Source organism: Gluconobacter sp. P1D12_c, assembly GCF_018812105.1.
GTDB lineage: Bacteria > Pseudomonadota > Alphaproteobacteria > Acetobacterales > Acetobacteraceae > Gluconobacter > Gluconobacter oxydans_A.
In genome coordinates, this window is the sequence record NZ_JACSIQ010000004.1 from 124,075 (window position 1) to 138,707 (window position 14,633).

The 14,633-nt window shown below is 56.7% G+C and carries 11 protein-coding genes; 4 read left to right on the forward strand and 7 right to left on the reverse strand.

Annotation, left to right across the window (positions count from 1 at the left end):
- Nucleotides 1-52: 52 nt before the first annotated feature.
- Nucleotides 53-871 carry a DUF1217 domain-containing protein gene (locus KP705_RS06010; RefSeq protein WP_046901455.1) on the reverse strand — a complete coding sequence of 273 codons (819 nt, stop codon included), beginning with the start codon at nt 869-871 and terminating at the stop codon, nt 53-55.
- A 110-nt stretch (nt 872-981) separates the two neighbouring features.
- Here KP705_RS06010 and KP705_RS06015 point away from each other — a divergent pair, with 110 nt between their 5' ends.
- Nucleotides 982-1,854 carry a hypothetical protein gene (locus KP705_RS06015; protein WP_046901454.1) on the forward strand — a complete coding sequence of 291 codons (873 nt, stop codon included), beginning with the start codon at nt 982-984 and terminating at the stop codon, nt 1,852-1,854.
- Nucleotides 1,855-1,881: 27 nt separating this feature from the next.
- Here the strand turns inward: KP705_RS06015 and mfd are convergent, their stop codons facing one another.
- Entirely contained in the window at nt 1,882-5,382 is a 3,501-nt protein-coding gene (gene mfd / locus KP705_RS06020) for a transcription-repair coupling factor (protein ID WP_046901453.1), read from the reverse strand.
- Nucleotides 5,383-5,454: 72 nt separating this feature from the next.
- Between mfd and recG the strand changes: the two genes are divergently transcribed.
- Together recG and KP705_RS06030 are read left to right on the forward strand one after the other, a co-directional pair.
- Entirely contained in the window at nt 5,455-7,557 is a 2,103-nt protein-coding gene (gene recG / locus KP705_RS06025; protein ID WP_046901452.1) for an ATP-dependent DNA helicase RecG, read from the forward strand.
- Between the two features lie 458 nt (nt 7,558-8,015).
- A complete protein-coding gene (locus KP705_RS06030) occupies nt 8,016-9,326 on the forward strand; it encodes a bifunctional diguanylate cyclase/phosphodiesterase (protein WP_252348260.1) in 1,311 nt (436 codons plus the stop codon).
- 71 nt (nt 9,327-9,397) lie between these two features.
- Here KP705_RS06030 and KP705_RS06035 read toward each other — a convergent pair whose 3' ends face one another.
- Nucleotides 9,398-10,402, reverse strand: a complete 1,005-nt coding sequence (locus KP705_RS06035) for a lipid A deacylase LpxR family protein (RefSeq protein ID WP_046901451.1) — start codon at nt 10,400-10,402, stop codon at nt 9,398-9,400.
- 287 nt (nt 10,403-10,689) lie between these two features.
- Between KP705_RS06035 and KP705_RS20880 the strand changes: the two genes are divergently transcribed.
- Complete coding sequence (locus KP705_RS20880) at nt 10,690-11,436, forward strand: cold-shock protein (protein ID WP_046901450.1); 747 nt, start codon at nt 10,690-10,692, stop codon at nt 11,434-11,436.
- Nucleotides 11,437-11,556: 120 nt separating this feature from the next.
- Here the strand turns inward: KP705_RS20880 and smpB are convergent, their stop codons facing one another.
- Genes smpB through KP705_RS06060 form a run of 4 tightly spaced genes read right to left on the reverse strand, consistent with a single transcriptional unit; the run spans nt 11,557 to nt 14,568 of the window.
- The gene (gene smpB, locus KP705_RS06045) at nt 11,557-12,051 is read right to left on the reverse strand and encodes an SsrA-binding protein SmpB (RefSeq protein ID WP_046901449.1); all 495 of its coding nucleotides are present in this window, start codon (nt 12,049-12,051) and stop codon (nt 11,557-11,559) included.
- Nucleotides 12,052-12,059: 8 nt separating this feature from the next.
- A complete protein-coding gene (gene dapA / locus KP705_RS06050) occupies nt 12,060-13,010 on the reverse strand; it encodes a 4-hydroxy-tetrahydrodipicolinate synthase (RefSeq protein ID WP_046901448.1) in 951 nt (316 codons plus the stop codon).
- Nucleotides 13,007-13,843 (reverse strand): prephenate dehydratase, encoded by an 837-nt coding sequence (locus KP705_RS06055; protein ID WP_215764181.1) that lies wholly within the window; start codon nt 13,841-13,843, stop codon nt 13,007-13,009. Before KP705_RS06055 ends, dapA begins: the two co-directional genes overlap by 4 nt.
- Nucleotides 13,843-14,568, reverse strand: a complete 726-nt coding sequence (locus KP705_RS06060; RefSeq protein WP_046901446.1) for a 3-deoxy-manno-octulosonate cytidylyltransferase — start codon at nt 14,566-14,568, stop codon at nt 13,843-13,845. The genes KP705_RS06055 and KP705_RS06060 overlap by 1 nt, the downstream gene beginning before the upstream one ends.
- Nucleotides 14,569-14,633 lie beyond the last annotated feature (65 nt).

A 14,633-nucleotide genomic window follows, 5' to 3' on the forward strand; every position in this document is an offset into this window, starting at 1 on the left:
ACGTTTCCCTAGCCGCGATACAGGCCTCGTCTCAGGATGTCACGCAACCGGATCAGAGAAGTGCGGAATACAGCGATGACGAGGAACTGCTACTGCTTCCTGTAAAAAGGGACAGAATACCGTCCGATGTCCCTCCACTTCCGTAAAGTGTGAGCATACTGGCAGGCGTCGTAGATGCTTCAGGGCTGATTTGCAGAAGCGCCAGATATTGTTCAGCAAACCGCTGCACACCTTGGGACGTGCTGAGACGTGAAAGATCCAGCTTGTTCCCCAGCAGTCGAACCTGCTGGTCGTAATCCAGTGCGCCAAACTGGGTTGTATCGAACCCACACACTTTTTCCGCCACCTTCAACAGTTTCGGATCTGCCATGATGCTGGAAAGCTTCATGTCTGACGTGACGGTTCGGGTAAAATAAAGAGCGTCCCCAAGGCCCGGCGTCTCGTCCTGAACGCTGCTTTCATACCCGTTCGTCAGGTAATTCTGGGCGATTTTAGACAAAGTGTCTTCTGACGAGAGGGGAGACGTCGACCAGTCTGAAAACGCGGTCGCAAACGCTTTCCAGGATGCATTCCCGCTTCTCTGTGCCAACGACTTGGAAGACGTAGGGTCCTGCGTCATGAGCTGCTTAAGGACGGCCGTCTGATCAATATTGGAAGACATGTTATAGGCGCCAAGAACGACTTTCAGCGCCTTGTAGTTCTTCAGAAGCTGATCAGGCGTCGTGATGGAAGAAGCCTCAGCTTTGAACGCCGTCAGTGCCTGCTGCGAAGATGAGCTGGTCTTTTCCCACCGATTCACGGAGGCCTGTTCGTCTTTCACGATGGACAGGTATTGCGGCACCGCTGGCATGGCGGAAATGGACGAAGACATGCACACTCACCCGCAAGGAAGGATTATGGGGAACCATTGTCTCTCCATAATCCTAAGAGAGTCTTAACAGTCTTTCTGTCTGAGAGATCAGACACCACAGCATTGAGGGCATGATGTCTTTTAAAACCCTTCTCGTAACAGCATTAGCAACGGCTCTGCCTTCCTTCGCGTCATCTGCTCTCGCAGACACGCTTCCGAACATTCCTGCGTCCTGCTTCACCTATTCCCTGAACGGCCATCAGGCTGCCGCGCACGGCTTTTCAGCATCAGGCCTGCACGCCACCCTGACAGGAACCGGCATCGGCCTCGATATCGGGCCTATCACCCTGAAAGACCCCAAAGGCGCAGTCACGGAAGCCAAACTGGAACAGTTCAATGCAACGGCAGCTTATGCAGCACTGAGCGCTTTTCGTGGCGGTATCAGCCCGGCCTGTCAGGGGCAGGATGCCACCATTACAGTCCACAACATCCATGAAGGAACGCCAGAAGCCTCATGGAGCAGCGTAAAACTGTCCCGCCCTGGTCACACAATGACCATCCAGCACGCGACGATCAACGCAGTCCAGACCAGCCCTGAGCTCCGCATCAAGGTCAATGGAACAGGCATTCACGACTCGAAACAGCCACTCATTCCGTCGTCCCTGTCCGCCGATCTGTCCGTAAGCGGCCTCTCCGGCTCCTCACAGCAGATCACGATCAACGCCCTGCACGCCATTTCCGGAAGCAGCACTGTTGATGGCACAGGAACCATTCAGATCGGCTCGTCAGCCGCAACATCGACCGCAGACACCCATGTCAGCATCACCAATGTTGCACAGTTGATCGAGGCCATTCGCCAGACAGCCCCGACCAAAGTGGTCACCGCCCTTACCATTGCCCGCCTGATGGGACGCCAGAGCGGCGACACCACCACATGGGATATTGCCCTTCAGGGCGGCGTAGCGACGGTCAACCGTATTCCGCTCCCTATCGCCGTTCCCTGAGTGCCACTGCGGAAGCTGGAAAAACGCTTAGTCGGCGTCTTCCAGTTTCCGCACGAGTTTGCACAGAACGGTCGTTACTTTCTTCGCAAAACCAATGCGGGTAGCGTTCGTCATTTCGCGAATAATAGCCAGCTTCTGATCGGGGCGGATCTTCACGCCCGAATCCTTCTTACGAGTCGCCCAATCGATCAGCCCGGCGGGGTTCTGGAACCGGTTCTTGCGGAACTGAAGCACCATACCCTTCGGCCCGGCTTCCAGACGCTCCACACCAGCCTCACGGCACAGACGCTTGATGAGCACGACGTCCAGAAGATTCCCCACCTCTGGCGGCAAGGATCCGAACCGGTCCACGAGTTCAGCGCGCATGGCCTCGACTTCCGCTTCTCCGGTCAGGGACGCAATACGCCGATATAGCCCCAGTCGAACCGGAAGATCAGGCACATAAGTGTCTGGAATCAGCACAGGCAATCCGAGGATAATATTCGGCGTCCAGCTGTCTTCTTCCTCTGCCTTTCGACCGCGTTCGCGACGCAGATCCAGAACGGCATCTTCCAGCATCTGCTGATACAGTTCGATCCCGACTTCCTTGATATGCCCGGACTGCTCATCCCCCAGCAGATTTCCGGCACCACGAAGATCCAGATCGTGCGATGCCAATGTGAAGCCTGCGCCGAGCGAGTCGAGCGTCTGCATGATTTCCAGACGTTTTTCAGAAGCGGCCGACAATGGGTTCGTCTGCGGCCAGGTCAGATAGGCATAGCCACGCTGCTTGCCGCGCCCCACGCGCCCGCGAAGCTGATAAAGCTGCCCCAGGCCAAACATATCTGCCCGATGAATGATAATCGTATTCACGCTGGGCATATCGAGACCACTCTCCACGATATTGGTGGAAAGCAGGATGTCATATTTGCCGTCGGCAAATTCGGTCATGACGCGTTCCAGTTCGGTCGGCGTCAAACGGCCATGGGCCTGAATGACCTTCGCATCCGGAACAATCTCGGCCAGGCGCTCTGCCATCCGGTCCAGATCAGCCAGTCGCGGCAACACGCAGAACACCTGCCCACCGCGGAAACGCTCACGCTGAATCGCTTCGCGGATCATAACGCTGTCAAACGGAGTGATAAACGTGCGAACTGCCAGACGATCCGTTGGCGGCGTCGCAATCAGGCTCATTTCCCGCACACCGGACAGGGACAGCTGGAGCGTACGTGGCAGCGGCGTGGCTGACAGTGTCAGGACGTGCACGTCTTCCCGCAGGGCTTTGAGCTTTTCCTTGTGAGAGACACCGAAATGCTGCTCTTCATCAATGATCAGCAGGCCCAGACGCTCGAAAGAGACCGTCTTGGCCAGAAGGGCATGCGTCCCGATGACGATATCCAGCCGGCCATCCGCCATCTCTTCGCGCACCTTTGTCGCTTCCTTGGGTGTCACCATGCGTGACAGTTGTCCGATCCGAACCGGCAGACCTTCGAATCGCGCCACAAAGCCACGGTAATGCTGACGAGCCAGAAGCGTCGTCGGAACAACAACAGCCACCTGCATCCCTGAGAGGGCGGCGACAAAAGCCGCACGCAAGGCAACTTCGGTCTTTCCAAAGCCGACGTCGCCACACACCAGACGGTCCATCGGGCGACCGGAGCTCATGTCTTCCAGAACATCAGCGATGGCACGGGACTGATCTTCCGTCTCCACGAACGGGAAACGGGCGCAGAACTCGTCCCACAGTCCCTCTGCCGGCGCGAGCGTCGGAGCTTCACGCAATGCACGCGCAGCTGCCGTCCGAATCAGTTCACCCGCCATGATGCGGATGCGGGACTTCATCTTGGCCTTGCGGGCCTGCCAGGCCGTGCCGCCGAGCTTGTCGAGCTGGACGCTGGCCTGCTCCGATCCGAACCGGCTCAGGAGTTCGATGTTTTCTACCGGCAGAAGAAGACGCTGCTCTCCATCATACAGAATGGAAAGATAGTCATGCGCAACCAGCCCTTCGCGGATGGTCTCAAGCCCGACATACCGTCCAATCCCGTATTCCTGATGAACAACGAGGTCCCCTTCGGAAATCTCGCCCACCTGAGAAATGAACTGTTCACCACGCTTCTTGCGACGGGGCGGCCGGGAAATACGCTCTCCCAGAAGGTCCTGTTCAGACACAAAACACAGACGATCTGAAACGAACCCACGCTCCAGCCCGAGAACGAGCAGACCAACTGTCCCGCGGGACATGCCTGCTGCGGACGGCCAGTCGTCATAACTCTCAACGCCAACGCCATGTTCCTGAAGCAGATGGGCAATCCGCTCCCGCGAGCCACGGCTCCAGGCCGTGACATACGTGCGGCGCCCGGACTGCGCCCACTCTTCAACCTGCTTGCCAAACGCTTCAAAAACGCCCTCGCGAGACCCGTCCTTGGCCCGGGCAAAAAGCGGTCCGGGACGGCTTCCGGCTTCTACACCTTCTCCCAGATCCGGCTTGCCAAATGCATTCAGCAAAACAGATGGTGCCCTGGCGAGCATGGCATTCCAGCCATGCTGGTCCAGATAGAGACGATGCGGCGGAAGCGCCCGATACGGCATCTCGCCATCACGAACAGGAACACGACGCGCCTCATAGTGGTCGGCGATCATGTCCAGACGGGCTTTCAGAATCTCCGGTGCATGGCTGTCGAAGCTGATTGCAACGTCTGGCAGATAATCCAGCAGCGTTTCCATCTGATGGCCATCACCATCATGGAAAAGCGGCAGATAGTGCTCCAGACCCGGATAACGCCGCCCGTCAGAGACGTTCTCATAAAGCGTGTCAGAGGCGGCTGATGGCCCAAACGTATCACGCCATCCCGTGCGGAAAAGACTGATACTTTCCGGACTGAGAGAGAACTCCGAGACAGGTCGTAACTCGAAACGCGCAAGCTTTTCTGTCGAGCGCTGAGTAGCGATATCAAAGGCACGGATATTTTCGACTTCATCGCCGAAAAGGTCGAGGCGGATAGGGTCTGGTGCACCGGCTGGGAAAAGGTCGAAAATGCCGCCCCTCGCCGCGAACTCACCCGCTTCCATGACTGTATCAGTCCGCGTGTAGCCATTGGCGACAAGAACTTCGATCAGGAGAGACTGATCCAGCATTTCACCCGTAGCCACACTGATGGACTGGCCTTTGAAAGCCGATCGCGGTGGAACGCGCTGCAACAGACTGTGCACGGTCGTTAGAACGATCCGGCGGGCTTTCGTCGGCTCCAGCAGGCGGCACAATGTTCCAACACGCTCCGCAACCAGTGCAGCGTTGGGAGAGACACGGTCGTAAGGCAGGCAGTCCCACGCAGGCAGGCGCAGAACCTCAACTTCCGGCATCAGATAGGACAGCATGTCCATCAGAGCCGCAACAGCAGCGTCGTCCCGCGCAACATGCAGCAACGGCCCTTGATGCTCTGCCAGCCGCTGGCGAAGCAGCAGCGCCACACTCCCGTCCGGGACACCCCAGACGGTCGGACCAAAGGATGTGAGGGGCATTTCGCGGCTCATGGTTTCGTTTTGTTCCATCCTGCTCTTGCCCTATACCTGCCGTTCCAGACCCTGCCATACCAAGAAAAGCCCCGGGGAGCGCCCGTTGCAATGCAGTCCGAACAGCCCTCTCCAGATTTTCTTGCTCCACTCTTCGCACCATTGACGTCCCTGCCCGGAATCGGGCCAAGACATGCAAGTCTGCTGGAAAAGATCGCAGGGGGACGGCGCGTCCTGGACCTGCTGTTCACCCTTCCAGAGCGAATTGTTGACCGTCGTATTCTGCGCACAGTTGCCGCAGGACACAATCTCGCACCCGGAGAAATCCTGACGACGCGTGTCCGTGTCCTCTCAATCCGCAAGGCTGCACGCCCCGGCCAACCCTCCATCATTCGCACAGAAGACGACACGGGAAGGCTGGATCTGGTTTTTTTCCAGCAGAAAAACATGCCTGCCCCAACGGTTGGGGCAGAGCTTCTTGTCTCTGGCAAGACCAGCCGGTTCCAGGGTGAATTGACGATGCCCCAGCCGGATCACGTCACAACATGGGAAAAGCGTGACAGCTTTCCCAGACTTGAACCCGTCTGGCCCCTGACCGCAGGCCTGTTTCCCTACACCGTGCGCAAAGCCATGCGCGCTGCCCTGACGCTTCTGCCCGATTTTCCAGAATGGCAGGACCACGCCCTTGTCCAAAAGCGCCGCTGGCCAGCTTTTACACAGGCGCTGCATATCCTGCAGGCCCCGGAGAGCATTCCTGCTCATGTCGAATGGGCGCCAGTGCGAGAGCGCGCACTTTCACGTCTTGCTGCGGATGAACTTCTTGCTGACCAGCTCTGTTTTGGACTGGCTCGCCTTAAAGCACGCAGCCGGATAGGCCGCAGCATGCCGGGCACGGGCACACTCCAGGCAGAGCTAAATCATCGTTTTGGTCACAAGCCAACGGCGGCCCAGTCTTCAGCTATCATTGAAATCCGTCAGGACATGGCGGCCACTGCTCCCATGATGCGTCTGCTGCAAGGAGACGTGGGCGCCGGCAAAACATTTGTCGCGATGAATGCCATGCTTCAAGCCGTGGAATCCGATGCCCAGGCAGCCCTCATGGCGCCAACGGAAATTCTGGCACGCCAACACTTCGAGACAGTGTCACGCCTTTGTCCCACGCAATGCGTTTATCTGAGCGGGACGATCAAAGGCGCAGCACGCCGCGAGACACTGGCGGCCATTGCCGATGGAACCGCGCGCATCATCGTCGGGACTCACGCCCTGTTTCAGGAAGGCGTGATATTTGCGGACCTTGGACTGGCCGTCATTGACGAGCAGCACCGTTTTGGCGTGAAGCAACGGATGAATCTAAGCGCCAAGGGACAGGCGACAGACATTCTGGTCATGACCGCCACTCCCATTCCCCGGACACTTCAGCTCATGGAATGGGGAGAAATGAGCGTAAGTCGGCTGGATTCCAAACCTGCAGGCAGGCAGCCCATTCGCACGACTCTGCATAATATGGATGCCATGCCAGACATTTTGGCCGCCATATCCCGCGCAGTCACAGATGGCGTGCAGGTCTTCTGGGTTTGTCCTCTCATTGAGAACAGTGAAACCCAGTCTGCCGCTGCGGCCGAAGAACGCTGGGCGATGCTTGGAGAGCGATTTCCCCATATCGTTGGGTTGGCGCACGGCAAACAGGACATTGCCATCCGGCAAGCTGCACTTGAAGCATTTCGACAGGGTGAAACGCGTATTCTCGTTGCCACAACCGTTATTGAAGTCGGTGTGGATATACCGAATGCTTCGGTCATGGTGATTGAACAGGCAGAACGCTTCGGGCTTGCTCAGCTTCATCAGTTACGAGGCCGCGTCGGGCGTGGCTCGAAAAAGTCCTTCTGTCTGCTGCTCCATGATGGAATGGCGACACCAACAGCCGTGAGACGGTTAACGCTTTTGCGTGACACCAACGATGGATTTATGATTGCTGACGAAGATTATCGAATCCGCGGCGGAGGCGATCTTGCTGGAGACCGTCAGTCCGGACTGCCTGGCTTCCGATTGGCTCAGGGCGCGAGAATTTCGTTACTTTTGGCGGCAATGCAACAAGACAGCGAACGAGAACTTATGCGTAATCCGTCCCTGGAGGGTGCTCGAGGGGCCGCGTTGAGAATTATGCTAGCACTCTTTGACCGCTCTGAACCCGACAGGCTTTTGATTTCTGGTTAAAGGACCTTTAAGAAAGAATTGTTAATCTGCATTCCGAGAAGGAACTTTATCGTTCTTTGACGGTTTTACGACTTATCCATATTCGGGTTTACAGTATGTTCTCAACTGGTGACGATCAGCATGCAGCTTCTTTCCCAACAGGGACGTCGTCCGCCAGTTACCTGCCTCTCTTGAGACTGGCACGCCTGCTCACTGGCGCTTCGTCAGCGGGAATAGTGGCCCTGTCAAAGGACTCTGCGCCGCTTGAAATTGCCTCCGTTGGTGTATTTTTAGCCGATGCGCTGGGTGAATTGCCGTGCGAAGAACTTTCAGAAAGCACTTCGCCTAAGACTTTCAGAATAGCAGGGCGATCTGTTGCCGGGATTAATGTCGGAAGCCTGCCCCGACAGAAACGCACTTCTACATCTCTCTTTCTTTTTGCTGCGTGCGAGACAACTGACCTTTCAAGCCAGCAGACTTTGGGTGCACTTGCAGATCTCGCAGACCTGACCCGGAACCCGATTTACAACAGCGGTTCAGTTCTGCCGAACCGCATGCAGAGCATGGAATCTGTTCAGTGGTACATTGAGCAGACTGCCGGCCTGACAAGACGAGCAAAATTCGGATTAATTCGCTTCAATCTTGACCATCTGTCTTTCATCAATGAGCGTTACGGCTGGGATGTCGCCGACATCATTCTGGAAGAGATTGTCCGAAGGATCGAAAAGCTTCTCCCTCAGGGCGCGTTCCTTGGCGGCATGGGCGGCGGCAACTTCATTGTCTTGACGCCACCAGGCTACACGCAGGTCACGACACGATCCTTGATGACATCCATTCTTCGGATTTCTGAAGTCCCTGTTGCCCTTGCCAGTTCTGCCCTTCCATTTTCCCTGTCCATCGGCTGGAGCATGTTCCCGGAAGATGGTCACACGGTTGATGGCCTTCTCACCAGCGCCAAAGCTGCGCTTATGGAAGCCCAACGTTTGGGCGGCGGTCACGAGAGACGCGCGGACGAAGAAACAACACGGATGCATATCCTGTCTTCCAGCTTGGAGCAGGATCTTGCCGTTGCCGTGGAACAGAACGGACTCTTCCTGAACTGGATGCCGGTTGTTGACACCGCATCACAGCAAATCGTGGCCCATGAGGCCCTCCTAAGATGGAATAGACCAGGCTACGGCGAAGTCCCGCCAGCTCTTTTTATTCGCTGCGCAGAAGAGGCCGGTCTGGTTGAAATGCTCGATAGCTGGAGCCTCAGAACAGCCTGTATGGCTGCCGCGAGCTGGGATGTCCCCCACAGAGTTTGCGTCAACATTTCGCCAGTCTGGCTCGTAAGTGAGCGCCTCTCAAAACTCATCAAGGAAATTCTTCAGGAAAGCGGTCTCGCGCCGGAACGCCTGCAAATTGAAATGTCGGAGCCACGTTTCTTCGGCCCAGAAGACATCACATTCCGTGAATTATCGCGCGTCCGCGCGCTTGGCGTCAGGCTGGCACTTGATGATTTCGGCTCTGGCTTCTCGTCTCTTGAGCGCCTTCGCTTTTATCCGTTAGATCAGATCAAGCTTGATCGCAGATTCATAAACAGCCTCGGCGAAAACAATCGCGCAAATGAAGTTATGTGTGCGATCCTCGCTCTCGCACGCGCCCTGAACATCACAACGTGCGCCAAAGGCGTAGAGACCGAGGCCCAGATGGCTTTTCTGGATGCGTACGGCTGCGAAGAGGTTCAAGGATATCTCCTTGGCTCCCCAGTTAGAGATCAGGCCAAACCTGCCTCACAGTCCGCTTAAGAAAAAAGCCCGTCCCGCTTTTGGCGGTCGGGCTTTTTTCTTGGTATGACGCTTCAACTAAAAATTATGCTTTAGAATTTAACAGAAAGCTTGAGGGACCCGTAGTTGAACAGGCCTGCTTTCTGTGACTTGAACTGAGCCGTCTGCCAGTTCTGGCTGTAAGAGAGGCGTACGCCGTGCCACATCACGGCTACACCGGCATGAATTTCGCCGACATCCCAGACTTTTTCAACATGAGGTGAGTCGGGGCGCACGGTATTACCCTGAAGCGTGGCGTCGTACCCAACGGCCTGCCCCTCTACACCACCATAAAAGTACCAGGCGACAGGACGCGTTCCACGGAACGCATCTGTACCATCCAGTCCCGGCCCAATCGTCGAGTTACCGAAATCGCTGTCCAGACCTTGTCCAACCCGGAAGGTGGCTGCCGCGTCAGCGTATGTTCGGTAATCGCCAGCTGCCCCTGAAACAGCAGGCAAAACATCCATGCCGATGCCGTAAACATTCACGACTGGCAGACGCCAGATTCGACCAGCCTGAATCTGCATGATCGGCTGATTCGCCAGCTGGTGCACCCAGCCCTTGTTCGGCGTGTCGCTGATCAGGTTATGGAATCCGTTTTGCACCTGACGCCCGAGACCTGCAGGGCCCATGACACCAAACTGAATACCCATGACGGTACGGGACAGATCCGTATCATTAATGAGATTAACGGTCCCAAGCATCAGCCCCGCGTAAGGGCGGTCTCCCAATGGCGGCTGAGCCATCTGGGTCTGGCGCGGCGTATAGATCAGCTGCTGCAAACCGATGCTGATACGCTGCATGCCATTTCCCATCAGGAAATGATTCAGATTCGCAATCGGTTCTGGAAGGTTATCGGTCCCCGAAGTCCAGTTAATGCGCAGACCAGACGTATAATACTGATCTGACGTTCCCTTCAGAGTGGAGACAGCATCGTTCTCACCCTGAATGGTCCACGTCCCATATGGATCCTGTAGAGGAGTCGCCAATGCAGACGAGGATGCCAGTGCAAGCAGGGCAATGGCCCCGAAGGAAAGAGTCAGTCGGGTCTGCATGGGCACCTCTGCATCTCGCGTGCGATCAGGGTAATGACGCTATTAATTTGTGTCTTTATGTCATTACTGGGCATCAAAGCAAAGCCTTCGGAGCCCCTTGCCGGACTGAGACAATCTTAAAATCCGCGCGAGTTGGGCACTTCTCGCACTTTCGTTGTGGCAGTGCGGGAAAAAACCATGCTAGTGATTCCCTCAGAGGAAGGCCTGAGGCTTTTCTCACCTTTTTGAAATACGTCATGGCAGGGGATAGAAGCCCTCCGTGGCACCCCAGTCTCGGGATTAGACCGTTGAGAAACAACAGAACCGACCGCAGCTTTAACTCACCTCGCCGCGGCGGGTTTGACGGGGACTATTCGTCCCAGCCATCCTATGGTGACCGTGGCGGCTTCGGCGGCGGCGATCGTGGCGGCTTCGGCGGCGGCGACCGTGGCGGCTTCGGTGGCGGTGGTGGTGGCTTCGGCGCACCTCGTCGTGGCGCTGGCAGCAGCTTCGTTACCGCTTCCGGCCCAGAAATCAGCTCCCGCGTTAAGTGGTTCAACACCGAAAAGGGTTTCGGTTTCGTTGAACTGGCTGACGGCTCGGGCGATGTCTTCCTGCACGCCAACGCTCTTGGCAATGCTGGCGTAAGCAGCGTCAATCCGGGTGCAACCGTGGTTGTTCGCATTGGCCAGGGTCCGAAGGGTCGCCAGGTTGCTGAAGTCATTTCCGTTGACGAAAGCACCGCTGAAGCTCCTCGCCCGCGCGCCCAGTTCGGCGCAGCTCCGCAGGCACGCTTTGGTGGACCGTCTGCACGTCCGGGCCGTCCGGCTCCTGACCTGTCCGACGCACAGGACATCCGCGGCACCGTGAAGTGGTACAATGCCACCAAGGGCTTCGGCTTCATCACGCCTGACTCCGGCGGCAAGGACATCTTCGTCCACGCTTCCGCTCTCGAGCGTTCACAGCTCCCGACCCTCGACGAAGGCCAGGCGATCAACGTCAAGGTTGTTCAGGGTCAGAAGGGTCCGGAAGCTGCTGCAATCAACGTTGATTGATCGGTAGCTTCGGCATCTCGCTGAGCTTTAAAAAAAGCCGCTGTGGATTTTTCCACAGCGGTTTTTTAATGACTGCTAAAAATTACGTATCGTAGCCAAACAAACCGGTATCGCGAGAGCTCAGTATTCCTTGCCCTTGTTCCGGATCAAGCGAGCCTTATCACGTTGCCAGTCGCGCTCAGCGATTGCATGTCGCTTGTCTTCTTTCTTGCGCCCCTGCCCCAAACCAATCGTCACTTTCGCGACTCCGCGGGCGTTAAAATGAATGTCCAGCGGCACAAGCGATGCACCGGCACGCGTCACAGCGGACAGATAATGCGCAACCTGTTTCCGATGCAGCAGCAGTTTGCGAGGGGCTCTGGGCTCAAAGCGGGAAAGAACGCCCCCCTGATATTCCGGAATATAGGAATTAAAGAGCCAGATTTCTCCATCCCGCTCGGCAGCATAGGCCTCGGTAATGGTTGAACGTCCCAGGCGGAGGCTTTTGACCTCCGGCCCCTTAAGAACGATTCCAGCCTCTACAGTTTCCAGAATCGTGTAATCGAACCGGCCTTTACGGTTCTGAGCGACGATCCCGTGAGAGATCATGCCGCTCTTCTCTTTTTTTCCGGCCATTAAAAATATCAGTCCAATAAATCGAGAGATCGTAAAGCAGCATCGATAGCCTTCCGCGTTGCCTCCTGAGGCTCCACAAGTGGAAGGCGCAGGGTCGCATTGCACAGACCCAACCGGGACATAGCGTACTTCACCGGTCCCGGGTTGCTTTCCATGAACATGGCATCATGTAGCGGAGAGAGACGATCCTGAATTTCGATCGCGTCTTCGATTCGCCCTTCCTGCCAAGCGCTGTGCATTTCCGCGCATAACGCAGGAACGACATTTGACGTCACGCCGATGCAGCCATCGCCACCTGCCGCAAGAAACGACACCACTGTGTTGTCGTCACCAGAAAGCTGGTTGAACGGCTTCTTCACGTTGCGCCGCACAGCGATGGGACGAGCCAGATTGGCCGTAGCATCCTTTACGCCAGCAATATTGGGATGCTGCGCGAGGCGTCCTAGTGTCTCCGGCGTGAGATCCACCACAGACCGACCCGGAATGCAGTACACGTGAATCGGAAGTGGCGTCGCGTCGGCGATCGTCATGAAATGGCGATACAGGCCTTCCTGGGTGGGCTTGTTATAATACGGAACCACAACCAACAGGCTGCTCGCCCCCACAGAATGAGCATGTCGAGCCATCTGCACGGCTTCAGATGTGCTGTTTGAGCCAGCTCCCGCCATGACCGGAACACGACCGTTCGATGTCTCGACGCAGTGGGCAATGATCTGGCCATGCTCCTCGTGCGACAGCGTCGGGCTTTCGCCGGTTGTCCCTGCCGGTACGAGCCCGCTGGTCCCAGCTTCAATCTGGCGCTCAATAAGCTTTGTCGCCACCTCGAAATCGATACGCCCATCCGTACCCATAGGAGTGATCAGAGCCGTCAGCGACCCTTGATACATGCCCGTCTCCACCATTGCCTTGCCTCTGCTCATCATGCGCACCATCCTGCTCTCTAGATCCGTCAGCGTCATGCGCTGGAACGAGCAAGACTGCGTGGGTATGCACCCAGAATCTTCAAATTATCGCTGACATGCTCCAGCTCTTTCAAAGCGGCCGCCAATGCAGGCTGCTCTGGATGTCCTTCAACATCCATCAGGAACTGCGTGGCCGCGAATGAGCCGTTAAGCATGTAACTTTCAATTCTCGTCATATTAATACCATGACGTGAGAATCCACCCAATGCCGCGTAAAGCGCCCCGGGTTTGTTGCCGACTTTCATGAGCAGCGTCGTCAGCGTGTCATTGCGTTGAGAATCAGGAAAACTTGCCACAGGCGCCACGCGATAAAAGCGCGTCGTGTTGTGCGCCGCGTCTTCAACGTTATACCGCAAGATGACGAGACCGTTCAGCTCTCCTGCGAGCGAAGAAGCGATGGCAGCATCTTCCTTCCGGCCCCATTTCGAGACCATTTCGGCAGCACCAGCTGTATCGAACTCCGGCACGACTTCCAGATCCAGCTCATGGATAAGCTTACGGACCTGCCCGAGTGCAACTGGATGCGTGTGAAGACGCCGGATGTCAGAGATTTCGGTGCCCGGCACTGCCAGCAGGCAGTGCTCAACACGCTGAAAGTGCTCTCCAACGATGTGCAGCCCTGCATCCGGCAGCAAAGAATGAATGTCAGGCACACGCCCGGCAAGCGAATTTTCACAGGCCAGAAGCGCTTCATCTGCCCGACCATCATGCACAGCCTCAATCGCAGCTGCGAAGCTCGCGCAAGGGAGCGTCGTCCAACCCGGACGAGCCTGTCGACATGCAAGGTCCGAATAGGCGCCAGGCTGCCCCTGAAAAGCAATTACCGGCATCAGACCAGTCCTCTCACTCGTTCCAGATCCTCAGGCGTATCAACACCTTGAGGAGCATGTTCTATCCGGGTACACCCGATGCTCATTCCTGCTTCCAGCGCACGAAGCTGCTCCAGACTTTCACGCTGCTCCAGAGCTGACTGTGGCAGACTGACAAAGCGCTCCAATGCGTTTCGACGCCAGGCATATACGCCAACATGATGCCAATGCTGCCCCGCGCCCCACGGAATGGGCATACGCGAAAAATAAAGTGCGCGCGTCACCGCGGCGTCGCCAAAATCACAGGCGATCTTGACCACCTGTTCGGCATCTCTTTCCCAGTCTGACTGAACGGGAGCAGCAAGCGTTCCGATATCACAGGATGGATTTTCCAGCGGCTCGAGCACGGCAGTCAGACTGGCCGGATCAATCAAAGGCAGGTCTCCCTGCAGATTGATCACCACGTCATAAGTTCCAGACGGATCAAGCATCTGGATGGCTGCATGCACACGATCCGAACCGCTGGCCAGCGACGAGTCGGTCAAGACACCTTGCACGCCCTCCAGTTCACTGACGGCATCAAGAATGTCCTGATCGCCCGCAGCAACAACAACTGGCCCGATCTTTGCTTCCAAAGCCCGTTTCGCAACGCGGACAATCATGGGAAGGCCGCCAATATCCGCAAGGGGCTTGCGTGGGAGGCGGGTCGAGGCAAGTCTGGAGGGAATGACGATGATCGGACGCATGGCCCTTCTGATGCCGCCCGCCTGATCGGGCGTCAATCTCACACACGGCTTTCTGGCAGGAATTG

Excerpts from the sequence above, each read along its gene's own strand:
- smpB (WP_046901449.1), bottom strand. The coding sequence starts at position 12,051 with ATGGCCGGAAAAAAAGAGAAGAGCGGCATGATCTCTCACGGGATCGTC.
- KP705_RS06015 (WP_046901454.1), top strand. The coding sequence starts at position 982 with ATGATGTCTTTTAAAACCCTTCTCGTAACAGCATTAGCAACGGCTCTG.
- mfd (WP_046901453.1), bottom strand. The coding sequence starts at position 5,382 with ATGGAACAAAACGAAACCATGAGCCGCGAAATGCCCCTCACATCCTTT.
- KP705_RS06010 (WP_046901455.1), bottom strand. The coding sequence starts at position 871 with ATGTCTTCGTCCATTTCCGCCATGCCAGCGGTGCCGCAATACCTGTCC.
- KP705_RS06035 (WP_046901451.1), bottom strand. The coding sequence starts at position 10,402 with ATGCAGACCCGACTGACTCTTTCCTTCGGGGCCATTGCCCTGCTTGCA.
- KP705_RS06055 (WP_215764181.1), bottom strand. The coding sequence starts at position 13,843 with ATGCCGGTAATTGCTTTTCAGGGGCAGCCTGGCGCCTATTCGGACCTT.
- KP705_RS06060 (WP_046901446.1), bottom strand. The coding sequence starts at position 14,568 with ATGCGTCCGATCATCGTCATTCCCTCCAGACTTGCCTCGACCCGCCTC.
- dapA (WP_046901448.1), bottom strand. The coding sequence starts at position 13,010 with ATGACGCTGACGGATCTAGAGAGCAGGATGGTGCGCATGATGAGCAGA.
- recG (WP_046901452.1), top strand. The coding sequence starts at position 5,455 with ATGCAGTCCGAACAGCCCTCTCCAGATTTTCTTGCTCCACTCTTCGCA.